The following is a 20,437-nucleotide window of genomic DNA, read 5'->3' as shown; positions in this document are numbered from 1 at the left end:
AACCCCAACGAACCGGGCTTCGCTGCGCCCTATCTCGGATGCCACCAGCGGCCGCCGATGACGACGCCTTCGGAGACGATCTTGCGATTCCCCGTCAGGTGCTCGCCGACCACGTCGACATAGTCGAACTGCCCTTCCCTGACCGAGATCAGCGTGGCGTCGCCGACGCTGCCGGGCTTGAGGCTGCCGAGCTCCGGGCGGCGCAGCGCCATCGCAGCATTGACAGTCGAGGCCGCGATCACATCCGGCAGCGACATCCCCATGCAAAGAAATTTCGACATCGTCGTCACCTGGTCGAAGGCCGGGCCGTGGATGCAGAGCTGATGGATGTCCGACGAAATGGTGTCGGGATAGAAGCCGTTGGCGAGCATCGCACGCGCGGTCTTGAAGGCAAACGAGCCCTTGCCGTGACCGATGTCGAACAGCACACCGCGCTCGCGCGCCTGAAGCACCACCTTCTTCACCGTGCCCTGCGCGGTCGCGGGCGTGTTGGGGAACGGACGGAATGCGTGGGTCAGCACGTCGCCGGGACGCAGGCGCGCCAGCACCTCCTCATAGCTCGGCGGCGGATGATCGATATGCGCCATCAAGGGCATGCCGACCTGCTCGGCGACCTCGAGCGCGATGTCGAGCGGCACGACGCCCGAGGTGCCGGAGGCGAACAGCCCGACGCGCACCTTGATGCCGACGATCAGATCGCGGTTCTCGTCGGCGACGCGCGCGGCATCGACCGGATTCATCAGCCGCAACTCCTCGCTCTCGCCGACCATCACCCTGTCAGAGAAGCCGAAGATGCCGGCATGCGAGACGTGCAGATAAGCAAGGATGCGGACCTGGCTCGGCTCGATCACATGCTTACGGAAGCCGGCGAAATTGCCGGGGCCGGCGCTGCCGGTATCGACGGCCGTGGTCACGCCCGAGGTACGGCAGAACTCCTCGGCATCGATGCCGAGCGAGGTGCCCCCCCAATAGACATGGGTGTGCAGGTCGATGATCCCGGGCGTGACGATGTATCGGGACACGTCGCGCACCTCGGTCGACGCGTCAGGCTTCAAGCCGTCGCCGACGGCGGCGACCTTGCCGCCGGCGAACGCCACGTCCGCCACGGCGTCGAGCTTCTGCGAGGGGTCGATCACCCGGCCGCCGCGCAGGATCAAATCGAAAGGCATTCTCGTCTCCGAACGTGGGATGTCACTGTTGCTGCGCCGTTGCTGCGTCATCGTCCACGCGCGCGGCAATGAAGGTGCCATACGGCTGGTGCAGAACCATTTCCGTCACCGTCGACGCATCGCCGCGGAATTCGACGGCGAAGCCCTCCAGTTCGACGACACGAAATCGCCTGCCCTGCAACGGCGCAAGCCGATAGGCCGGCTGATAATCGCCCTTCCAGACCAGTTGGCCCTCCGGATCGCGCGTGATGTGGTGCGTCACCGCGCCCTTGAACCGGCCGACGCAGCGCGCCCGGAACGCCGCATCCGTGCATTCGCCGCCGGCCAGCCGCGCGAACACGATGTCCTTCACCAATTGCTCGAGCGGTGCCGACAGGCTGACGATATTGCCGTCGCGATCAGTCAGGAACGTGATGCTGAGCCGGTCCGGCAGCAGACGGCCAACGATCTCGGGCAATTCGAAGGTCTCATAGTGCCGGTGCGCGAGCGGCGCGGCCATGCCACGCCACGACCATTGCAATGCGCCATCCCGCTCCTCGATCGACATCACGCCATAGGCGGGATGTTCATAGTCGCCGGCATAGGCCGCAAGCGTGTGCGCTGGGTGCGTGCCCTTGTGGCGCGACGCCTCGCGCGCATCCTTGTCGGCCTGCATATGGGCGATGAAGTCGTCACGCTGCTTGCGGAACCGCGCACGCCAGTCGACGGCCTCGCGTCCGCGCAACCGGTCGATGATGGACCAGGTCAGCGCCGGCGGCACCTGGCTGGCGCTGCGGTTGGTCAGGACGACAACGCCGATGCCGTGATCCGGCATCAGTGTCATCAGATGGCCCCAGCCGTTCCAGCCGCCGCCATGCCAGACCAGCCGGTCGCCGCGATAGGTGTTGGTCTGAAAGCCAAGGCAATAGTGCCCATGGCCGAATTCTGCGTGCTCGGACGCACCGACATGAACGCGGGGCACCAGAATCTCGGTCGTCACCGCGGCCGGCAACAGGCGCTTGCCGTCGATCTCGCCCTTGCCGAGATGCAACCGCATCCATTTCGCAAGATCAGCAGCCGACGTATTGATCGCGCCGGCGGCCATGGTGCGGATCGGCAGGCGCAGGCCCGGCAGCCGGGTGTCGCCGTCGATCATGTAGCAGCGCGCCGCTCCCTCCGTCGCCTCAAGTTCGTCCAGCGAAAAGCTGACGGTCATGCCGAGCGGGTCGGCGAAGCGCTTGCGGATGAAGCTCTCGTAGCTGTGGCCACTGACGCGCGCGATCAGCAGTCCCAGGGCGTTGTAGCCGAGGTTGCTGTACTGCCAATGGGTACGCATATCGCGGCTCAGCTCCAGATAGCGCATCGGCGCCACCAACTCGGCCGGCGATCGATCCCCGGAAGATGCACCCAGTCGTGACGCGGCAAGCCGTACCGGTGGCTGAGCAAATCCTCAATCGTGACCCGATCGGTCGCGACCGGATCGCTGAGGCGGAATTCCGGCAGATAGTCGCGGACCGGCCTGGTCCAGTCGAGCCGTCCCTCGCTATGCAGCAGCGCGATTGCGCTCGCGGTGAAGGTCTTGGTGATCGAACAGATCACGACATGGGTCGCCGGTGTCATCGGCAGATCCGCCTCGACATCACGCTGGCCGTAGGCCCGCGTCAGCGTCACCTCGCCGTGCTGCACCACGGCCAGCGCCACCCCTGGCACTTTCCAGTCGTCCATGAGATCAGCGGCGAGCCGGTCGAGATCGGGGATCACGGCCTCGATCGATAAGGCCGGCTGCTCGGAGGGCTCGGTCATGGCCAGGCTCATTGGGTCCTGCGCATCGTCAGTGCTCGCCGGTTCGGCCTGGCGGGGCTATCTCACCAGGTCCGGCCGCGGCACGATGATCGAGTTCTCCACCGCCTGCAAGCGCCTCAACCGAGCAGCGCCTCTTGCGAAGCAGCCACGGTAACCGGCGCCGCTTGATCTGCGCCCTTGGCGGACGCGACGATGGCTGCAATGGCCGGATGCTGCGCCACCTCCTGGGCGGCGATCGTCTCGCGGGCCCAGTGGTAAGACGATTCGAAGATTTCCTGGTGGCGATCGAAATCGGTCACGTCGATGCCATCAGGAGTTGGCGGGCGCATCACCATGTCGAGCGGCGTGGTCGGCAGCGTATCGTAACGTTGATGCGCGACGAGGCTTCGCCACAACACGTTGACGGCGCTGGGCGCGGCGGGAAGCGACTTCCTCCGGAACGGCATCAGCATCGCCGCAAGCAGTTCGAGGCGACCCGGCAGCGCGGCATAGTCGACGTCGAACATCTCGGTTGCCGGCTCCCCGAAATGGACCACGAGATTGGGACCGCTCTTCAACTGATGCATTTGCGCGAGCGGAACGTTGTCGACGAGGCATCCGTCGACCAGCATCACACCGTCGCGCGTATAGAACGGCGGCAGCAGGCCGGGAATGGCGCTCGATGCGCGCACCGCCTGCCAGAGCAGGCCGGTGCGGATCAGTTCGAGACTGTGCGTCGAAAGATTGGTCGCGACCGCCGCGAAGGGCCGCCAGCAGTCCTCGATCCGGCAGTTGTGGCCGTACTGTTCGGCAAGGGCCGCATCGAACGCCTTGTGATCCAGCAGGGCGTAGCGCGGCCAGGTCGGGCGGCGGAAGCTGCGGCTCGCGACGAAGATCTCATGCGTGCCGCGCTCGAGATGCTCGGCGTCGAAATTCTTGGCAAAGCCGGCCGCCATTGCCGAACCGACGCTGGTGCCGACAAAGATGTCGAACATCACGCCGCGTTCGCGGAAGGCCTTGTAGATCCCCACATGCGCGGTACCCAGGCTGCCACCGCCGCCGGCGACAAACCCGACCGCGCGACCGCACAAGAAGCGAACCAGACTATCGATATCGACATCGTCCTCGAGCGCGACATGATGGTGCATGAAGCACGGCAGCCGCGCCAGCCAGGCCGCGGTGCCGCTGACTTCGTGGCGCCGGCGATCGTGGACGCGAACCAGCCGTCGCGCCGACACAGGATGCACCCCGCAGGCGAAGCGCTCGATCTCGGTGAGATCAGGCCCGGGCGCATCGCCGCGGCAAACGAACACCACGAGATCGGCCTGGCGAATGGCTTTGCGCGCCCATTCCGATGCATCCTCGCCGCCCAAATAGACCACGAGCGGTGCGTCATACTCGATCCTGTTGAGCCAGTCGGCGACTTCGGACGTATCGAGCGCGCGGCCGGGAAACAGGGCCTGCAGGCGCGCGAGGTCGACAATCTCCGCATCAACGGCGGCAAGCCGCCGGCGCAACCGATGTTCAAATTCGGCCGGCGCCGCCGTGCGTCCGCCTGATATCACCGCGACGGTCCGCGCCTTGGGTGAGGCCCGCGCGGGCAACAGGCGCGCGGTCTGGACGGCAAATCGCTGTGCAAGGGCTGCAAGCAACGCCTCGACGATACCAGGCGTTTGCTGCGCCAGCGTCGCATAGGCCGCGCGCGTCAACACCAGCACGCTGGTGTCGCGGATCGCGATCACGTTGGCGGTGCGCGGAATATTGGCAAAGAAGCCGATCTCACCGACCAGCTCGCCAGCGCGAAGCTCCGCAATCGGTTCGGGATGATCGGTCCTGTATACGGCGAGTGCGCCGTGCAGCACCAGGAACAACGCGTCCGAGGCGCCGCCCTGCTCGACCAGCAACTGGCCGCGCACGAGGTCCTGCCGGGTCATTGCACCGAAGGCGATCAACCGCTGCTCCGCGCTGAGCGTTCTGAACAGCGCGAAGTCCTCCGACGCGTTTCCCAGCGCGAATGTTGCGCTCGTCCCTTGCGCGGGCGGCACCCGGTTGGATTGCATATCGCTATGTTAGCGCCGAGCCGCCGCCGCGGCGAGCAAATAAGGAGGCCGCCGCGGCATCACTATTTTTGGAGCGGTGCAACAGGATTTGCAGCACCGCTGCTCGCCGGGATCAGCCGACCAGTTCCGGCCATGGCACGATGGTCGACTTCACCGTCTTCATCGCCATCGCATCGGCAACCGCGCTGGCAACTCCCTGCTCCGTGAATGGATAGATCGTCTGCATCTCGAGCCAGGGATATTTGCCGCGGGTGCGGTAGAGCATGTCGACGCCGAGCGGCAGGTCGTTGCCGGTGAAGCCCCACGAGCCGAGCACGTTGAGGTCCTTGGTGCAGATCCGATGCCATGACGTATTGATCGAGCCGGCGTCGGTGAACTGGCCCATCTCGACATAGGTGCCGCCGTCGCGCAGCATCTCGATGCCCTCGGGCCCCGCGCTCGGATGGCCGGAGCAATCCATCACCAGGTCGGCACCGAAACCGCCGACGATGTCGCGCACCGCCTTGATGCGCTCATCCGGCGTCGTCAGCGCTTCGATATCGACGGTCGCCGCCGCGCCGAATTTGCGCGCCAGCGCCAGACGCGGGGTTTCCGGCGCGCCGACGCAGATCACGCGTCCGGCACCCATCTCCTGCGCGGCGGCCACCGCGAGGATGCCGATCGGGCCCGAGCCCTGGATCACGACGGTGTCGCCCCAGTGGAAGCCACCCGCGCGCGTCGCGCGATTGAAGGCGCGGATGCACGAGGTCAGCGGCTCCGACAACGCTCCCAACCGCAGCGACATGTCGTCGGGCAATTTGTAGATCTTGGTGCCCGGCAGCATGTCGAGGTCGACATAGACGTATTCGGCCCAACCGCCCCACATGTGCGGAGGTTTGTCGAAGCCGAGGTAGCGGCCGTAATAGACCGGCGTCAGGCACTTGTTGGCGTTCTCCGGATAATGGATGCAGTAGTAGCAGCGGCCGCACGGCATCAAGGGCGGGATCATCACCTTGGAGCCGACCTGAAGCGGCTTGCTCATGAAGTCCTCGGTGAATTCAGGCCCGCACTCGACGATCACGCCGCCGAGCTCGTGGCCGAGCGTGAACGGCCATGGCAGCGGCTTGGGCCAGTGCCCTTTCAGGATGTGCAGGTCCGTGCCGCAGACGCCGCAGGCGCCGACCTTGATCAGGGCGGCCTTCTTGCCGACCTCAGGCCACGGCACGGTGCGGATCACGGGCTGTGCCCCGGGCCCCTCATGGGTGCATACGCGGATCTCCTGCATCGGCCTGTCCTCCCTGTCGTCGTCGGTGGTCGCGGCTCGGATTTCGGGTGGTGAAATCGGGCGGCCTGCAACCCAGCATCACTCAACCGCAACCCTCCGGCCTACCCTTGATGCACCCGGCGATAACGGCTCGTTAACCCTATCAGCCTTAGGGTCGTGCGGCGAAGCCTGTGGTCGGGTTGCGGTGATGTCGTTTGCACAGAAGAAACCTTCCGTCGTCCCCGTGGCCGAGGAGCGACGGCGCTTCCAGCGCGTGAAGGTGCACCTGCTCGGCCGCTACATGCTGCCCGACCGGCGCGAGTTTCCCTGCCAGATCATCAATATGTCCCCCGGGGGCCTGGCTCTGCTGGCGCCGGGCATCGGCAATGTCGGCGACCGTGTGATCGCCTATCTCGACCATATCGGCCGGGTCGAGGGCCGCATCACCCGCATCATCGACAATGGCTTTGCGATGACGATCGGCGCCACCGCACGCAAGCGCGACAAGCTCGCGGCACAGCTCACCTGGCTCGCCAACCGCGACATCCTCAATCTGCCGGAGGATCGGCGCCACGACCGTATCGTGCCGCGCAATCCGATCGCCCTGCTGACGCAGGAGGACGGCTCGCGGATGACCTGCCGGATCATCGACCTTTCACTCTCTGGCGCCGCGATCGCCGCCGAGAACCGCCCGCCGCTGAAGTCGCTGGTGATGCTCGGCAAGGTGCAGGCCCGCGTGGTGCGAAACCTCGAGGAAGGTTTCGCCCTCGAGTTCGTTCACGAGCAGGTCGCGGAAGCGCTCGAGGAGAGCGTTACCGCCCGGTAAAGCGGCAAGCCGTCCTACTCCTTGAATTTCGGCCGTTGAAGGCGGTCTCCGGAGCACCGGAGGCCGCCTTCAACGCATTTGGGCTGCGCGCTTTGCGGTTAACGCCGGGAGCATCCCGGACAACAAATTGCGCCGTACCAGCGCTTCGCGCGTTAATGCATAAAATTTGAATCAATTGCAGTTGTTTCAAATTTTAGGCGAGTTCGATTCAAGTACAGATCGAATACGCCGAGGCTTTTACGAGTATTCGCGTCAAATCTACTTTGCATACTTAGCGGCGGCGCAAATCCTTTGTGCGAAACATGGTCCCAACAAAAAGAACGGGGGCCACGATGTTTGGGTTCAGGGGACAGGGGAAAGCAGTGGCGGTTGCCGCCATTCTGTTTGCGACTTGCGTCTCGGCCAAGGCCGGCGACGTGCTCTACGCCAGCCTGGGCGACGTTGCGCGATCGCCGATCGGCTGGGTCGAATTCTGCACCGACAATCCGGGCGAATGTCGCGGCGGCGCGACGCAGCCACGCGACATCGTGTTGTCGCAGACCGCATGGCGCGACCTGGTGCGGGTCAACAAGTGGGTCAACGAGACGATCAAGCCGATGACCGACATGGATCACTGGGGCGTCGTCGAGAAATGGTCGCTGCCGACCGACGGCTACGGCGACTGCGAGGACTACGTGCTCCTGAAGCGCAAGATGCTGATGGATGCCGGCTGGCCGCGCGAGGCGCTGTTGATCACGGTCGTCCGCGACAAGAAGGGCGAAGGCCACGCAGTGCTGACGGTGAAGACCAACAAGGGCGAGTTCGTGCTCGATAACCAGAACGAGAGCATCGTCGCCTGGACCGAGACCGGCTACCGCTTCGTGAAGCGGCAGTCGCAGAGCGATCCCAATGTGTGGGTCTCGCTCGGCGACAATCGCCCGGCCGTCGCAACCGCAAGCTCGAAGTAAAACCAAGGGATCACTCGAACACGCGAACCGGTCACATCCCCACCCCTCCCCGTCCCAGACCGGTTCGCGCGCGGCCAGGCTCCCCCCAAAGCCTGGCCGCACCATTTTTTGGGCGCACACCGAGGCACTCGAAAGCATCCCGCGCTGACGGCCGGCATCATCGAAGTCCGGAGGTCAAGCGCCCTGCGCTGGTCGCCGGCCTTGTCAGCGCCATCGGAGCTGTGACATATCTGCTGCGTATCAGCAGCATCATTGTCTATGGCAGATTCGAGCAAACGATCCGGTACCGCGCGCGCTGCCCTTGCAGGAACCAGCCGACCAAGGCGTAAGTCCGCCGCGACCATCGAAAAGTCGCGCTTCTCGAAGCAGGCACCTTTTCTCCAGAACGACGTGACGCTCACCGACCGGGCTTATTCCGAGTTGGAAGAGCTGATTGTGACGCTGCAACTGCCGCCGGGCACCGCGCTGTCCGAACTCGTACTCGCCAACCGCCTCGGCATCGGTCGCACGCCGATCCGCGAAGCCCTGCAGCGGCTGTCGCGCGATGGCCTGGTGAACATTCTCGCCCGCCGCGGCGTCCTTGTGTCGGAGATCGATCTGCGCGCTCAGCTCCGCCTGCTCGAAGTGCGGCGCGAGCTGGAACGGCTGATGGCACGCGGGGCCGCCGAACGGGCGACCCCCGAGCAGCGGGCGCAGTTCTCGGAGATCGCCTCCGGCATGCGGCAGGCGGCGAGCAAGTCCGATGACCTGCTGTTCATGCGCCTCGACCAGAAATTCAACACCTTGGTAGCGGCCGCATCACGCAACGAATTCGCCAGCCGGGCGATGGGGCTGATGCATGGGCTGTCGCGTCGCTTCTGGTATCAGCATTACAAGGAAGCGGCCGATCTGCCGCTTGCCGCCCGCCTGCATGCCGAAGTCGCCGAAGCGATCGTCGAGCACCGTGTCGATGCGGCGGGCGAGGCTTCGGACAAGCTGATCGACTACATCGAAAGCTTTGCGCGATCGACGCTGTGAGGCTGCACGCGGCAGCGCGGAGAACCGTTACGCCGCCCGTCCCGCCCTGAGCGCCGCGACCGCTTCGTCGAGATCGGCCGAGCTCAACTCCCATTCATTGTCGAAATTGGCGACCACACCGCGCATGAAGCTCTCATGCAGCGCCTTCGCTGCGGCAGCGTCCCTCAGGTGCTCGTAGAGCAGCGCGAACGCCAACTGGGCCGGCTCGGGCCCCTCATAGCTCCATTCGAAGCCGTGGTCGGTCAACCGAAGCTGATCGTAGTGTGGCGACAGCGGCCGCCCATCGACCAGGACGGAGATGCCGTCAATGGTGCGGTCGCCCGTATAGTTGGCCATCGGCCCCTCCTTCCGCTGCGGCGTGTCAGGATCCCGGCAGCCGTGTCTTGACGTCTTTCCTCACGACCTCGGGGAAGATCCACATCGCGACGGTGGCGAACACGCCGAGGAACGCGACCGCGTAGCTCGGGCCCTGCCGGCCGAGATAGACCATGAACCAATACCCGCAGGCCGCGGTCACGAGGCACGCCACCGACAACATGAGCTTGATGCGGCTTGGCATTCGGGACCTCCCTTCAGACGAGCCATGTATGAAACGACGGCGAAGCGACCTGCGCGAGCAACGCGAGCGCTACGATCATCACGCAGCCGGACATCGCAAGCCCGGCTGGTCCGTCACGCCAACGCCGGGGCAGCGCCTGGAACAGCTCGGGCAGGAACAGGAACAGCACGCCGCCCACCACGACGATGGTGCTCCAGCGCAATTCGACGGCGGCGAACGTGATCGTCCCGGCGGACAATGCAATCCACAGCAGCGTCGCGGCAATGACCGCCGCGCCGGAGCGCCGCTGCAACGGATACATTCCGACGAGCTGCAGGAAGCTGATGCAGCAAACGCTCCACAACAGGCCGAACCAGACGAGCGCGCCGAGATTTGGTTCAAGCTGCGTCATGGGCTTCCTCCGACCCGCTATTCGGCAGGAGCAGCGATGCCGCCGACGCGCGGGGTCCGTGCCGTGCGCCGCATGTCGGTCTTCACATATCGCGTGCTGTAGCCGTTGAAGATGTGACCGAGCAGACCGCGATTGAGGTCGGAGGTGCCGAACAGGTAATCCATCACGGGGAATGTCAGGTTCATGTTCCGCTCCATCATGATCGACTGGTTGTGATGCGCGGTGTGATGTCTGCGGATGGTGTTGACGAACGGCGTGTTGCGCACGAAGGCGCTTTCTTCCACGTGGCAGCAGAAGTGCATGAACTCGTAGATCAGGTACATAGAGGTCGTCGTGGTGATCAGCAGCCAGCCCGTATTGGCCGAGATCACGAGCCCGGCCACGATGGCCGGCGGGATCGACATCAGCGTGAACACCACGAGCGCATAGGGCGGAAAGAACGTCACGCGCCAGTCGTAGTGATCGGCGAAGCGCATCTCCTGCTCGGTGAAGAACTGATGGTGCATCAGCGTGTGGCGATTGTAGATCGCGCGCAGCACCGGCACATTTGACGGCCGGTGCATGACGAAACGATGCACCGCCCACTCGAAGAAATTTGCGATCAGGAACACCACGGGAATGGTGATGTATTCCCACCAGCGCACGTCGTGCAGGTTGGCGAGATAGACGTACAGCGCCGTGAAGCCGATCGTGTAGATCAGCACCACATGCAGCCAGCCATTGTACCAGCCGGCCACGCGCTCGCGGTAGGTCGCACGATATTTGCGCTGGCGTTCCGTCATTCCGGTCGCGGCCAACTCCATCGCGGTCCTCCCATGGTTTTTGCTTCTGACATATCAGTAGCACATCAGATGCCGAAGGCAAGCCGGGTTGGTCCCGGGTGGGGGTCTCGCGGTGCGGGCAGCCTCGGGAGACGACGTCAGAAGAAGCCGCCGAGATAGGCGGCCGCCTCGTCCGAGATCCCGATGATCTTGTTGGTGGCCTGCCGGTAGAACTTGAAGTTGAGCTCGGTCTCGGGACGGCCGTCACTCCAGTCGCCATATCGCTTGAGCTCGGCCCGCCCGAGGCGACGCTTCGCCAGCGCCTCGCGCCTGACGGCGATGCTCACCCGGGGTGTTTGCCTGAGGATGCCGGGCTTCCGCGGGACCGGTTCGGCCGAGGTCACGACCGCCCGTGCGATCAGGCCCTGTCCGCCCTCGTTCTCGCTCGCAAACACGAAAACGATGTCGCCGGCGGCAATACGCCTGCCGCCGTACATGGTCTTTTGTGCCGGGAACGCAAACGTCTTGGCCTGTGGATTGCGTATCTCGGCCTTGATCGCGAACACCATCGCCTGCCCCGCACCAGTCGATCGGACGAGCTCACACCATGGCTGGTAGCATGAATGAAGCCGCGGAGGCACCTCGCTCCGTGCCGCCTTTGCGCACTGCAAAAGACGGAACCAATTTGACCAAGTTGCAGCCTTCGTCGCAGCCCTGCGACCGCCGCCGCATCCCCATCCGAATCCACGGTTTTAGCCCCGCTCCGGTTGTGGTATGCGGGGCCATTCAATCAATGCCCGGTCCTGGCCGCATGATCGATCTAGCCCCCGAGGATTCGCAGCCGCGCAGCGGCATCGGCGTCCAGCCGATCGCGATCGCTGCGGTGGCGCTCGTGCTCGTGCTGTTCGGGATCGGCTCGATCGGATTGTGGCGCGCCTTCGGCAACACGTCCGAACCGGATCGCGCGGCTGCCTTCCGCGAGTTGCAGGCCCGCACCGCGCAGGTCTCCGATGGGCTGGCGGAAAAGACCCGGGGGATCGAGGCAACCCAGCAGGAGTCGATTGACCAGTTGCAGGAGCTGCAGGACCAGGTGCAGACCATGCGCCGGCAGATCGCCGCCCAACAGGCCGACACCAAGAAGCTCTCCGACCAGGTCACGGCGCTGACCGAGGCGGTCGAGAACCTGCGCCAATCCTTCGCAAGCTCCCAGGCCACTGAACCGTCCGCAGCCGATCAGTCGCCGCGCAAGCGGTCACGGACCGCCCACCGCAAGCGTGGCAGATCGCGGAGCTGATCCTTCGGATCGGCAGCCAGCCCGAGCCATCGGGCCCAACGGTTTCCGCCGCGGTCGATCGCGGGTCGGCTCACCAAAAATGTCAAAAACCCGTCAAAACTTGGATTTGCGCCGTTTCTGATCCACCCGAGCCCCAATCTCGAGCGCCCGGTAGCGTGAATTAATCGCGACTTTGTGAACTGGTTCACACGTCCCGCCTCGAATTCGGGCCATCTTGTGGTCACCGGATGGCGTGAGCCGATTTCAATATCCGGGGCTGGCAAGGTCGTTGACGGTATACTGCGTCGACGGCCTTGTTCTTTTGGAGCCACGGAATCACGCGGCCCCGCGCCGGGCGCTGCAAGTGCATGCTCTGGGCGACGGGCGCTCCCGCTAACCCTTGAGCCCTCGAATTGAAGGCTGGACGGTCAGACGATAGGCAACCAGCCTGTCACCCTCAAATCGCTCCAACACGGTGTCGCAGGCCGGGCAGTGATACTCGCCCCTGCTGCCGGATCCGGATGACAATTCGAGCCGGCGGAAACCGGCCCCACAATGTGGACACGTTACATCTGCTTTCTTCATTTTGCTCACCCCACGCTCCCGGCTCAATGGTTTTGCGCAGGCCACGAGGCGGAACTATGTTCATAGCCTCGGAAAGGCCCGACGCCTCGCAACCACAGCGCCTTATGGTCCCACCCGAACCTGCTCCGGCCGACCAGCTCGATGCTCTCCCGCCCATGATGAAGGCACGGCCTCGACCTCCATGGGAAAGCCGATACCGGCATTCCAGTTTCCAGCGTCGATGCATTCAACCAAGCCCTCGCGGCCAACGACAGCGGCGTACGTCTCGCGGCGAAGCTGCTTACGACTCTACTCGATGCGATCGCGTGAGATGCGATCGTGCCGCAACCGCGCAAGCTTGGGCTCTAACTCGCAGAGCATCCAGATCAAGGCGACTGCGAGACTGAAAACGATGCCCATGAACAACAATGTCAGATCAGGAATTGTTAGCATCTCCGATATCCTCTGAGGCTTGGCTGTGATCGCAGCACCGCTGCTTGTTTCGCAGCGCGTTCACGCTGACAGTCGGAAGTCGATGCAAGCCGCATACCGGCGGCGCCTTAAACGAGACGGCCTCGGCATAGCGATACCGAGGCCGCGACAAAAATTCCAAAACAGCCGGCACAGCGATTCAGCCGTGCCATGCGCTGCCGCATCAGCTCAATCGCAAACCTGCACGCGCCGGATTCGCCATCCAAATGGCGTCATCACGCCGCGACGGACAATGTAGCAACTGCTGCCGCCATAGTAGTAGTCGTCGTTGTAACCGTAGCCGGCGTAGTACGGATAGCCGTAGTCGCCGTCATAGTAGTCATAGGCACCGTAGCCCAATCCAAAGCCGACCGCTGCCGCTGCGAGCGGGAAACCCCAGCCCCAACCGCGATGACGCCAGTAGCCGCCGCGCCAGCCACCACCGCGCCAGCCGCCACCGGCCCAACCGCGTCCTGCCCAGCCGCGCCCCGCCCATCCGCCGTGGAAGCCGGGACCCGCGATCGCTGCGGTTCGGAAGCCGCCGCCAAATCCCCCAGTGCGGAAGCCCACGCCGCCGCCACGGAAACCACCAAACCCACCGCCGTGGAAGCCGCCGCCACCACCGTGGAATCCACCACCACCGTGGAAGCCACCGCCACCAAAACCACCCCGTGCCGACGCGGTGTCAACCGTGAGCAAACTGACCGAGGCCGTCGCCATCAAGGCGACCATCATGTTACGCAACATCACCCGTCACTCCTTCTCAAAGAAAACGTCGAAGCACTCCTGCGCCCTATCGTCTTAATCCCAAAGTAAGGTCGCGGCTGCACGCCCGCGCGCGCTGTCGCGCTCACTTCTGCGCGACCGGCGTTCATCGAGCCGATAGCCTCAAAATCGTAGTCCCTAGAGCGGTTCTGATTGAATCAGAACCGAAGCTCTAGATTCTTGTTGTGACGCGTTTTCTTCACGCGAGCCGGTATCGACTTCGCTCGAAAACGCTCTAGCAGCCGCGGCAGATGCCCTTCAGCCGTTGGTCGATCGATCGGTTCTCCTTTTCGATGGCCTGGTCGACGCCCTGACTGCTTGCCGAACCGGTCGTGACGCCTTCGCGCGTGTTGGGGCTGCCTCCGGAGGATTGGGCAGTGCCGGCGCTGTTGGTGCCGGGCGGCGGTGGCGAGGTGAGTTGCGGAGACGATGGGCTGGCTGCGCCTGGTCCTGCGCCTTGTCCCGCGCCTTGTCCCGTGCCTTGGGACAGGGCCGCCGGGGACGCCAGCAGAATTGCGATTGTCGCCAGGGCGGCGGTGGCCGATAATTTGCGCATGGAAATTCTCCTTGCGGATGTCAACGATTCCGCAAGATGGCGGTTCCGCCAAGCATTGGAGCAATGCGGTTTTGCGCAAGCTGATCGAGTTCGACGACGATACGTTCGACAAGCTGAAGCAGCTTGGTCGTGACCGCATGGCGACGCTTCAGGAGCTCGCCGACGAGGCCTTCGCCGACCTGCTCAAGAAGCACGGTATTCCGATCGACCTGAGGGATGCATTGCGCAAGAGCGCAAGAGCACAGGACGCGCCGAAGCGGAGCGCCGCAACGTCGAAGGACAGAAGCAAGCGAGGCCGGAAGACCTGACGCCGGCTCAGCCGATTTTCTTCAGCCCTGCCTTGTACTGCGGTCCCCTGATGGCATAGGACTTCGCGGGCCTTGACAGCGCCTCGATCTGGGCCGCATCGAGCGTGCGGATTGCGCGCGCAGGCGCGCCGATGATCAGCGAATATTCCGGAAATTCCTTGCCCTCGGTGATGACGGCACCGGCGCCGACGACGCTGCCGCGCCTGATTCGCGCGCCGTTCATCACGATCGACCCCATCCCGATCAGCACGCCGTCTTCGAGCGTGCAGCCGTGCACGATCGCGTTATGGCCGATGGTCACGTCCTTGCCGATCGTCAGCGGAAAGCCGGGATCGACGTGGAGGGTCGAGTTGTCCTGGACGTTGGAGCCCTCGCCGATCTCGATCCATTCGTTGTCGCCGCGAATGACTGCGCCGAACCAGACGCTCGCCGACGGCTTGAGGCGCACCTTGCCGATCACGACGGCGGTGTCGGCGATGAAATAGCTACCGTCAGAGGGAAGGTCGGGCGCCTGCCCGTCGAGCTCGTAGATCGGCATGAAGGTCTCCCTGGAGCGTTTTCGAGCGAAGTGGATACCGCTTCGCGTGAAGAAAACGCATCGAAACGAGAATTCAGAGCTGTGGCTCCGATTCAATCAGAACCACAGCTCTGGTCAGAGCGACCTTGGCACAGCGGCGCGCGTGGTTTCAAGCGAGGGACATCATGATCGAGGGCGGATCATGATCCGATCAAGCCAACAGACCGGCCGCACGCAGCGTCATCAGGAAGACGGTGCCGGACATCAGGCTCCAGAAGCCGGCGATGATGGTTGCCATCATCACGAATTCGAATCGTCGGCGCTCAATGCGCGCTCCACGCAGCGTATTGCGCATGATGATGAAGGGCGCAGCGAAGACGAGAAACGGCACGGCCGCGAAGGCCTTCGTCGCCACCCCCTCCTGGAGCAGGCCGAACCCGGCCGGACGCGCCGCCATCGCCTGGTATCCGTTGGCGAGGGCGCCTGCGAGAGCGAAACCAATGCAGAGCGAGAACAGCGAATTCAGGGTATCGGGCGACATTGGAACTTCCGCTACGCAACAGACCACCGCCCTGCTTCGCAAAATTACCGGGCCGCCGCCACATCATCCTTAAGAAAGGGTTAATCCGACGGAGCAGAGCAGCGCCCGCACACGGCATAGCTGGTGCGGACTGCATTGGAATCATACGAGAATCCGCTGCCGCCCCATGGCATATTCGGCAAGTGATTCGGCCCTCCGACCTGATCCAATGCCTCGCTCATGACACTGCTTGCAACGGCCCAGCATCTCGCCCGCGACACGCGGCGCAATCCGCGCGCACATCTGCTGCCGATCATCCTTTCGGCCGTCATCGCCGCATCGGCGATCGCACTGGTCGCCTATCTGTTGTGGCCGACCTACGCCACCGTGCCGCCGAGTGATCCGTCGCGATTGCCGGTCAGCGTCGGCGGCACGCTGTTCAACGTGCCGACCCTGGCGGTGCGCATGAAGATCCAGCGTCATTCCGGACCGCAGGAGCGCGTCGACCTCAGCTTCCTCTACCCCTCTCTCGAAGCACCGGCCGCGCCGAAGCACTACAGCGCTGACACGATCGAGGACAAGGTGCAGCCGATCGACCGGATCTTCGTCTCGATCGCGGCGCATCACGACTCGCTCGCGCCGGACATGCGACTTCGCACGATCTATCCGCGCTATCTGAACGACGCCGAAGCGACCAACGACGGCCTGGCCATGCGCGCGTTTCGCGATGGCACGCCCTATGGCGGCGAGGACCTGGTCACCGCGAGTGAACCCGCGCTGACTGCGCGCTGCTCGCGTGACACCTCGACGCCCGGCATGTGCCTGAGCGAGCGGCGCATCGAGGGTGCCGACCTGACATTCCGCTTTCCGCGCAGTTGGCTTGCGCAATGGCGCGATATCGCGACGGCAATGGATCGTCTCTCCGCGCAGATGCACAGCGCGAAGGGATAATCTCGCGTCACGACGTATCAAGATTTGGTAGATGTCGTATGGTGGGCAAAGGTGCGCAGCACCGTGCCCACCGTCCAGATTCAAGCCGCGATGGTGGGCACGCTTCGCTTTGCCCACCCTACACGGCTTCTTGCGGTTTCTCGCCGAGCTCCTACTCGCTCAGATCCTCTTCCAGAATGGCCATCTGGAACTGGAATGAACGATCATCATCCTCGTCATCGACGAACAGCACGCCGATGAACTCCTCGCCGACATACACCTCGGCCGAGTCATCTTTCTTCGGCCGCGGCACCACGCGGATCTTGGGATTGCCGAAGACGCGTTTGAGATACGCGTCGAGCTTCCTGACTTCCTGAACGTCCACAGCCGTCTCCAATCGGGTCGATGATTTTCCGGGGAGTTTTAGGACGAGACGCCGAAGACCGCCAGAGCCTTTTCAGGCTCCGACAACGCGATATTTTTTTGCCAGAGCTTCGGTTCTGCTCAATCAGAACCGAAATTCCAGATTCCTGATTTGACGCGCGCTGCGGTCAGAATACGAGCGAAATCAAAGCCCGGTTGCGTTGAGCATCTGGTCCATCGTGCGCGACGGTTCGGCACAGCCGGCCTCGCCAACGATTTTTGCGGGCACACCCGCGACAGTGACGTTGTGCGGCACCGGCTTGACCACGACCGAGCCCGCGGCAATGCGCGCGCAATGGCCGATCTCGATATTGCCGAGGATCTTGGCACCGGCACCGATCAGGACGCCATGGCGGATCTTCGGGTGGCGATCCTCGTTCTCCTTGCCGGTGCCGCCAAGCGTCACACCGTGCAGGATCGAGACGTCATCATCGATCACCGCCGTCTCGCCGCAGACGAAGCCGGTGGCGTGATCGAGGAAGATGCCGCGGCCGATCCGTGCGGCCGGATTGATGTCGGTCTGGAACACCGCGGAGGAACGGCTCTGCAGATAGTAGGCAAAATCCTTGCGGCCCCTCTGATAGAGCCAGTGCGCGAGACGATGGGTCTGCAGCGCATGAAAGCCCTTGAAGTAGAGCAAGGGATCGATGAAGCGCGACGTTGCCGGATCGCGGTCGTAGACCGCAACAAGATCGGCGCGGAAGGCGTTGCCGATATCGGGCGTATCGCGCAGCGCCTCGTCGTAAGTCTGGCGGATCAGGTCGCCGGACAATGCAGCATGGTCGAGCCGCTCGGCCAGGCGATGCACCACCGAATCTTCCAGACGGTCATGATGCAGGACGGTCGAATAGATGAAGGACGCAAGCTCCGGCTCGCGCCGGACGATGTCCTCCGCTTCGCCGCGCACGCGGTCCCAAATCGGATCGAGCGCCGCAAGCTTCCCACCCTGCGGATTGACCTGATGAACTGCCATAGCCTGCTCTCGCAATACGGTTGTTCGGTTGCGCGTTATAGCACGACGGATCAGGCCCGTCCCGGACGGCTCGGCAGGGTGACCCCGGCCAAACGCGCGCTGGCGGCCGTCTAGGGCAAGTGGTCGGGATTTTGCCGAAATCAAGCCGTGCTTCTGCAACTATTGGCGGATTTCTTCCCTACCGCAGTTCTGGGCATGGTCGGCCCCAATACGGGGGGATACATCATCAACACGCAGATTTTACGCGCGCGCCTGACCGATGCATGGTCGGTCTGGGTCGCCACCATCGCCATTCCCCTGCTGCTGCTCGCGCCCGCATTCTGGAACGGCTATCCGCTGCTCCAATGGGATACCGGCGGCTATCTGGCCCGCTGGTACGAGGGGTATCTGGTGCCGAGCCGATCCACCGTGTTCGGCATCTACCTGCATGTTGGCGAGGGATCGAGCTTCTGGCTCAACCTCGGCATCCAGGCCCTGGCGACGCTGTGGATCCTGTACTTGACGCTGCGCGTGCTCGGCCTTGCCCGGACCGTCCGGCTGGTCCCGATCGGCCTGATCCTGATCCTGACCACCGCCCTGCCCTGGCTCGCCAGTATGCTGCTGACCGACATCTTTGCCGGCCTGTCGGTGCTCGCGTTGTTCGTCCTCGTCCTGCATAGCGGGAAGATCGCGACGCTGGAAAAATGCGCGCTGTTCGCGTTCATCGCATTCGCGGGCGCGACCCACAGCGCGACGCTCGCAATCTTGCTCGGCCTATGCTGCGTCGGCTGGATTACACGTCCGTTCCTCGGCAAACGCATCCCGGTCGCCAGCCTGCTGCAAGGCAGCCTGACCATCGCGGCGGGTGCCATCATGCTGCTGGCGGCGAATTTTGCGCTCTCCGGACACCTCGCCTGGACGCCCGGCGGCTACGGCGTCGCCTTCGGCCGCATGCTGCAAGACGGCATCGTCACGCAATATCTGCACGACCATTGCGCGAAGGAGAACCTCAAGCTGTGTCCCTATCGCAATGAGTTGCCGCCGACCGCCGATGACTTCCTGTGGGGCCACAGCATGTTCGACAAGCTCGGGCGCTTCGCGGGCCTGAATGACGAGATGGGCCACATCGTGGTGCGGTCGCTTGCCGAATACCCTGCATGGCAGGCCAAGGCAGCGCTCGCCGCGACCGCGGACCAGCTTGTGCATGTGGCAACCGGAGAAGGCACCAACGGCTGGATTCCGCATACCTACGGCATCATCGAGCGTTATATTCCATCGCAGGTCACGAAGATGCGCGCGGCGCGCCAGCAGCGCTGGCGGCTGGATTTCACTGCAATGAACCGCGTCCACGTGCCGGTCGCGCTGGGCTCGATGCTCATCGTTGCGATCCTGTTCGGCTACGGCCTGTGGCGGCGACGGCGCGACGATCTCACCCTGCTCGCAGGCACCGTCACGCTCGCCCTGCTCGGCAACGCCGTGATCTGCGGCGTGATCTCCGGTCCGCACGACCGCTACGGCGCACGCCTGGTCTGGATCGCCACCTTCGTGGTGTTGATCGCGGCTACGCGATTGTTCGGCGAACGTGACGCCGGCGAACTAGGCTCGCCGTGACAGGAATTCGGCGACTCCGGTCTTGTAGACCTTGTCGCCGACCGCCCGCATGTGGTCCCGGTTCGGAATGTCGAGCACCTCCGCGCCCGGAATGATCTTGCCGAGCGCCACCGCCGAGCCGGCGATCTCGTCCTTGCTGCCGACCGCAATCAACACCGGCACGCGAATGCCGGCAGCCTCCGCGCGTGTCATCAGGCGGCGCGAGCCGCGCAGGCACGCCGCGAGCGCGCGGCGGTCGGAGCGGGTCTGGTCGGCAAAGGCGCGGAAGGTGCGGCCGACCGGATCCGTGACGTCGTCGAACGACGGCGCTTCCAGCGCGAGCGCGACGTTCTCGCCGGGGCCGCCGCCTTCGATCAGCCCGATGCCGATGCCGCCCAGGATCGCCGAGCGCAGCCGCTCGGGATTTTCCCGCGCCAGGATCGCGGTCATCCGCGAGCCCAGCGAATAGCCCATGACATCGGCGCGCGCGATCGCAAGGTGATCCATCAGCGCGATCACGTCGCTCGCCATGATCGCGATTTCGTACTGGGCGGGATCGTAGAGCTTGGTGGACTCGCCGTGGCCGCGATTGTCGAGCGCTATGACGCGCCGGCCGGCCTTGACGAGCTCGGACACCCATGTCGGGTAGATCCAGTTGACGTTCTTGCTCGACGCAAAGCCATGCACAAGCACGATCGGCTCGCCCTCACCCTCGTCGAGATAGGCGATTTCAACATCGCCGTGATGAAAACTCGGCATCATCCATTCCGTTGTTTTTTGGGGGGATTGGTTTTTTGGAGGATTGGGGATTGGCGATCGACGCGCGATCGCAAA

The 20,437-nt window shown here is 64.0% G+C and carries 24 protein-coding genes; 7 read left to right on the top strand and 17 right to left on the bottom strand.

What is annotated here, in order from left to right; all coding sequences use genetic code 11:
- Nucleotides 1–29: 29 nt before the first annotated feature.
- From P6U30_RS14885 to P6U30_RS14865, 5 genes are all read right to left on the bottom strand, one after another.
- A complete protein-coding gene (locus P6U30_RS14885; RefSeq protein WP_407169722.1) occupies nucleotides 30–1,169 on the bottom strand; it encodes an amidohydrolase/deacetylase family metallohydrolase in 1,140 nt (379 codons plus the stop codon).
- Nucleotides 1,170–1,191: 22 nt separating this feature from the next.
- Nucleotides 1,192–2,511, bottom strand: a complete 1,320-nt coding sequence (locus tag P6U30_RS14880) for a serine hydrolase (RefSeq protein WP_407169721.1) — start codon at nucleotides 2,509–2,511, stop codon at nucleotides 1,192–1,194.
- On the bottom strand, nucleotides 2,493–2,951 hold the full coding sequence (locus P6U30_RS14875) for a serine hydrolase domain-containing protein (protein WP_407169720.1): 459 nt from the start codon (nucleotides 2,949–2,951) through the stop codon (nucleotides 2,493–2,495). Before P6U30_RS14875 ends, P6U30_RS14880 begins: the two co-directional genes overlap by 19 nt.
- Nucleotides 2,952–3,067: 116 nt before the next feature.
- A complete protein-coding gene (locus P6U30_RS14870) occupies nucleotides 3,068–4,990 on the bottom strand; it encodes a cyclic nucleotide-binding and patatin-like phospholipase domain-containing protein (protein ID WP_407169719.1) in 1,923 nt (640 codons plus the stop codon).
- Nucleotides 4,991–5,102: 112 nt separating this feature from the next.
- Complete coding sequence (locus tag P6U30_RS14865) at nucleotides 5,103–6,254, bottom strand: zinc-binding dehydrogenase (protein WP_407169718.1); 1,152 nt, start codon at nucleotides 6,252–6,254, stop codon at nucleotides 5,103–5,105.
- Between the two features lie 187 nt (nucleotides 6,255–6,441).
- Here P6U30_RS14865 and P6U30_RS14860 point away from each other — a divergent pair, with 187 nt between their 5' ends.
- The 3 genes from P6U30_RS14860 to P6U30_RS14850 all read left to right on the top strand — a co-directional run bounded on the left by P6U30_RS14860 (nucleotide 6,442) and on the right by P6U30_RS14850 (nucleotide 9,023).
- Entirely contained in the window at nucleotides 6,442–7,059 is a 618-nt protein-coding gene (locus tag P6U30_RS14860) for a PilZ domain-containing protein (RefSeq protein ID WP_407169717.1), read from the top strand.
- A gap of 332 nt (nucleotides 7,060–7,391) precedes the next feature.
- Nucleotides 7,392–8,006: a transglutaminase-like cysteine peptidase gene (locus tag P6U30_RS14855; RefSeq protein WP_407151789.1), complete on the top strand. Its 615-nt coding sequence runs from the start codon at nucleotides 7,392–7,394 to the stop codon at nucleotides 8,004–8,006.
- A gap of 258 nt (nucleotides 8,007–8,264) precedes the next feature.
- On the top strand, nucleotides 8,265–9,023 hold the full coding sequence (locus P6U30_RS14850; protein WP_407169716.1) for a GntR family transcriptional regulator: 759 nt from the start codon (nucleotides 8,265–8,267) through the stop codon (nucleotides 9,021–9,023).
- A gap of 27 nt (nucleotides 9,024–9,050) precedes the next feature.
- Here P6U30_RS14850 and P6U30_RS14845 read toward each other — a convergent pair whose 3' ends face one another.
- The 5 genes from P6U30_RS14845 to P6U30_RS14825 form a co-directional block, all read right to left on the bottom strand.
- The gene (locus P6U30_RS14845) at nucleotides 9,051–9,359 is read right to left on the bottom strand and encodes a DUF6166 domain-containing protein (RefSeq protein ID WP_407169715.1); all 309 of its coding nucleotides are present in this window, start codon (nucleotides 9,357–9,359) and stop codon (nucleotides 9,051–9,053) included.
- A 25-nt stretch (nucleotides 9,360–9,384) separates the two neighbouring features.
- Nucleotides 9,385–9,582 carry a hypothetical protein gene (locus tag P6U30_RS14840; RefSeq protein ID WP_407169714.1) on the bottom strand — a complete coding sequence of 66 codons (198 nt, stop codon included), beginning with the start codon at nucleotides 9,580–9,582 and terminating at the stop codon, nucleotides 9,385–9,387.
- Between the two features lie 13 nt (nucleotides 9,583–9,595).
- A complete protein-coding gene (locus tag P6U30_RS14835) occupies nucleotides 9,596–9,973 on the bottom strand; it encodes a hypothetical protein (protein ID WP_407169713.1) in 378 nt (125 codons plus the stop codon).
- A gap of 17 nt (nucleotides 9,974–9,990) precedes the next feature.
- Entirely contained in the window at nucleotides 9,991–10,776 is a 786-nt protein-coding gene (locus P6U30_RS14830; protein ID WP_407169712.1) for a sterol desaturase family protein, read from the bottom strand.
- A gap of 116 nt (nucleotides 10,777–10,892) precedes the next feature.
- A complete protein-coding gene (locus P6U30_RS14825) occupies nucleotides 10,893–11,303 on the bottom strand; it encodes a hypothetical protein (RefSeq protein WP_407169711.1) in 411 nt (136 codons plus the stop codon).
- A 242-nt stretch (nucleotides 11,304–11,545) separates the two neighbouring features.
- On the opposite strand from P6U30_RS14825, the gene P6U30_RS14820 reads away from it, so the two are divergent.
- A complete protein-coding gene (locus P6U30_RS14820) occupies nucleotides 11,546–12,028 on the top strand; it encodes a hypothetical protein (protein ID WP_407169710.1) in 483 nt (160 codons plus the stop codon).
- 1,203 nt (nucleotides 12,029–13,231) lie between these two features.
- Here the strand turns inward: P6U30_RS14820 and P6U30_RS14815 are convergent.
- On the bottom strand, nucleotides 13,232–13,789 hold the full coding sequence (locus tag P6U30_RS14815) for a hypothetical protein (protein ID WP_407170455.1): 558 nt from the start codon (nucleotides 13,787–13,789) through the stop codon (nucleotides 13,232–13,234).
- Between the two features lie 253 nt (nucleotides 13,790–14,042).
- Entirely contained in the window at nucleotides 14,043–14,363 is a 321-nt protein-coding gene (locus tag P6U30_RS14810) for a hypothetical protein (RefSeq protein WP_407169709.1), read from the bottom strand.
- Between the two features lie 71 nt (nucleotides 14,364–14,434).
- Between P6U30_RS14810 and P6U30_RS14805 the strand changes: the two genes are divergently transcribed.
- Complete coding sequence (locus P6U30_RS14805; protein ID WP_407170454.1) at nucleotides 14,435–14,671, top strand: hypothetical protein; 237 nt, start codon at nucleotides 14,435–14,437, stop codon at nucleotides 14,669–14,671.
- Nucleotides 14,672–14,678: 7 nt separating this feature from the next.
- Here the strand turns inward: P6U30_RS14805 and P6U30_RS14800 are convergent, their stop codons facing one another.
- Nucleotides 14,679–15,209 carry a gamma carbonic anhydrase family protein gene (locus tag P6U30_RS14800; RefSeq protein WP_407169708.1) on the bottom strand — a complete coding sequence of 177 codons (531 nt, stop codon included), beginning with the start codon at nucleotides 15,207–15,209 and terminating at the stop codon, nucleotides 14,679–14,681.
- Between the two features lie 190 nt (nucleotides 15,210–15,399).
- Entirely contained in the window at nucleotides 15,400–15,729 is a 330-nt protein-coding gene (locus P6U30_RS14795) for a DUF6949 family protein (RefSeq protein WP_407169707.1), read from the bottom strand.
- Nucleotides 15,730–15,948: 219 nt separating this feature from the next.
- On the opposite strand from P6U30_RS14795, the gene P6U30_RS14790 reads away from it, so the two are divergent.
- Complete coding sequence (locus tag P6U30_RS14790) at nucleotides 15,949–16,659, top strand: hypothetical protein (RefSeq protein ID WP_407169706.1); 711 nt, start codon at nucleotides 15,949–15,951, stop codon at nucleotides 16,657–16,659.
- Between the two features lie 151 nt (nucleotides 16,660–16,810).
- On the opposite strand, the gene P6U30_RS14785 is transcribed toward P6U30_RS14790, so the two are convergent.
- Together P6U30_RS14785 and cysE are read right to left on the bottom strand one after the other, a co-directional pair.
- The gene (locus P6U30_RS14785) at nucleotides 16,811–17,023 is read right to left on the bottom strand and encodes a DUF3126 family protein (protein ID WP_066511091.1); all 213 of its coding nucleotides are present in this window, start codon (nucleotides 17,021–17,023) and stop codon (nucleotides 16,811–16,813) included.
- Between the two features lie 183 nt (nucleotides 17,024–17,206).
- Nucleotides 17,207–18,034, bottom strand: coding sequence for a serine O-acetyltransferase (gene cysE / locus P6U30_RS14780; protein WP_407170453.1), 828 nt, complete (start codon nucleotides 18,032–18,034; stop codon nucleotides 17,207–17,209).
- 195 nt (nucleotides 18,035–18,229) lie between these two features.
- On the opposite strand from cysE, the gene P6U30_RS14775 reads away from it, so the two are divergent.
- Nucleotides 18,230–19,624, top strand: coding sequence for a hypothetical protein (locus tag P6U30_RS14775; RefSeq protein ID WP_407169705.1), 1,395 nt, complete (start codon nucleotides 18,230–18,232; stop codon nucleotides 19,622–19,624).
- Here the strand turns inward: P6U30_RS14775 and P6U30_RS14770 are convergent.
- Nucleotides 19,610–20,362: an alpha/beta fold hydrolase gene (locus P6U30_RS14770; RefSeq protein ID WP_407151775.1), complete on the bottom strand. Its 753-nt coding sequence runs from the start codon at nucleotides 20,360–20,362 to the stop codon at nucleotides 19,610–19,612. The genes P6U30_RS14775 and P6U30_RS14770 overlap by 15 nt on opposite strands.
- Nucleotides 20,363–20,437 lie beyond the last annotated feature (75 nt).

Origin of the sequence: Bradyrhizobium sp. ORS 111 (assembly GCF_045571485.1) — a bacterium.
Taxonomy (GTDB): domain Bacteria; phylum Pseudomonadota; class Alphaproteobacteria; order Rhizobiales; family Xanthobacteraceae; genus Bradyrhizobium.
This window is presented reverse-complemented; position numbering and strand designations above follow the sequence as displayed.

Bases quoted from the DNA above. Each gene is read 5' to 3' on its own strand.
- P6U30_RS14790 (WP_407169706.1), top strand. From the start codon at position 15,949: ATGACACTGCTTGCAACGGCCCAGCATCTCGCCCGCGACACGCGGCGC.
- cysE (WP_407170453.1), bottom strand. From the start codon at position 18,034: ATGGCAGTTCATCAGGTCAATCCGCAGGGTGGGAAGCTTGCGGCGCTC.
- P6U30_RS14815 (WP_407170455.1), bottom strand. From the start codon at position 13,789: ATGTTGCGTAACATGATGGTCGCCTTGATGGCGACGGCCTCGGTCAGT.
- P6U30_RS14880 (WP_407169721.1), bottom strand. From the start codon at position 2,511: ATGCGCTATCTGGAGCTGAGCCGCGATATGCGTACCCATTGGCAGTAC.
- P6U30_RS14865 (WP_407169718.1), bottom strand. From the start codon at position 6,254: ATGCAGGAGATCCGCGTATGCACCCATGAGGGGCCCGGGGCACAGCCC.
- P6U30_RS14835 (WP_407169713.1), bottom strand. From the start codon at position 9,973: ATGACGCAGCTTGAACCAAATCTCGGCGCGCTCGTCTGGTTCGGCCTG.
- P6U30_RS14875 (WP_407169720.1), bottom strand. From the start codon at position 2,951: ATGACCGAGCCCTCCGAGCAGCCGGCCTTATCGATCGAGGCCGTGATC.
- P6U30_RS14820 (WP_407169710.1), top strand. From the start codon at position 11,546: ATGATCGATCTAGCCCCCGAGGATTCGCAGCCGCGCAGCGGCATCGGC.
- P6U30_RS14855 (WP_407151789.1), top strand. From the start codon at position 7,392: ATGTTTGGGTTCAGGGGACAGGGGAAAGCAGTGGCGGTTGCCGCCATT.
- P6U30_RS14810 (WP_407169709.1), bottom strand. From the start codon at position 14,363: ATGCGCAAATTATCGGCCACCGCCGCCCTGGCGACAATCGCAATTCTG.
- P6U30_RS14840 (WP_407169714.1), bottom strand. From the start codon at position 9,582: ATGCCAAGCCGCATCAAGCTCATGTTGTCGGTGGCGTGCCTCGTGACC.
- P6U30_RS14870 (WP_407169719.1), bottom strand. From the start codon at position 4,990: ATGCAATCCAACCGGGTGCCGCCCGCGCAAGGGACGAGCGCAACATTC.
- P6U30_RS14770 (WP_407151775.1), bottom strand. From the start codon at position 20,362: ATGCCGAGTTTTCATCACGGCGATGTTGAAATCGCCTATCTCGACGAG.
- P6U30_RS14775 (WP_407169705.1), top strand. From the start codon at position 18,230: ATGGTCGGCCCCAATACGGGGGGATACATCATCAACACGCAGATTTTA.
- P6U30_RS14800 (WP_407169708.1), bottom strand. From the start codon at position 15,209: ATGCCGATCTACGAGCTCGACGGGCAGGCGCCCGACCTTCCCTCTGAC.
- P6U30_RS14825 (WP_407169711.1), bottom strand. From the start codon at position 11,303: ATGGTGTTCGCGATCAAGGCCGAGATACGCAATCCACAGGCCAAGACG.
- P6U30_RS14845 (WP_407169715.1), bottom strand. From the start codon at position 9,359: ATGGCCAACTATACGGGCGACCGCACCATTGACGGCATCTCCGTCCTG.
- P6U30_RS14885 (WP_407169722.1), bottom strand. From the start codon at position 1,169: ATGCCTTTCGATTTGATCCTGCGCGGCGGCCGGGTGATCGACCCCTCG.
- P6U30_RS14795 (WP_407169707.1), bottom strand. From the start codon at position 15,729: ATGTCGCCCGATACCCTGAATTCGCTGTTCTCGCTCTGCATTGGTTTC.
- P6U30_RS14850 (WP_407169716.1), top strand. From the start codon at position 8,265: ATGGCAGATTCGAGCAAACGATCCGGTACCGCGCGCGCTGCCCTTGCA.
- P6U30_RS14830 (WP_407169712.1), bottom strand. From the start codon at position 10,776: ATGGAGTTGGCCGCGACCGGAATGACGGAACGCCAGCGCAAATATCGT.
- P6U30_RS14860 (WP_407169717.1), top strand. From the start codon at position 6,442: ATGTCGTTTGCACAGAAGAAACCTTCCGTCGTCCCCGTGGCCGAGGAG.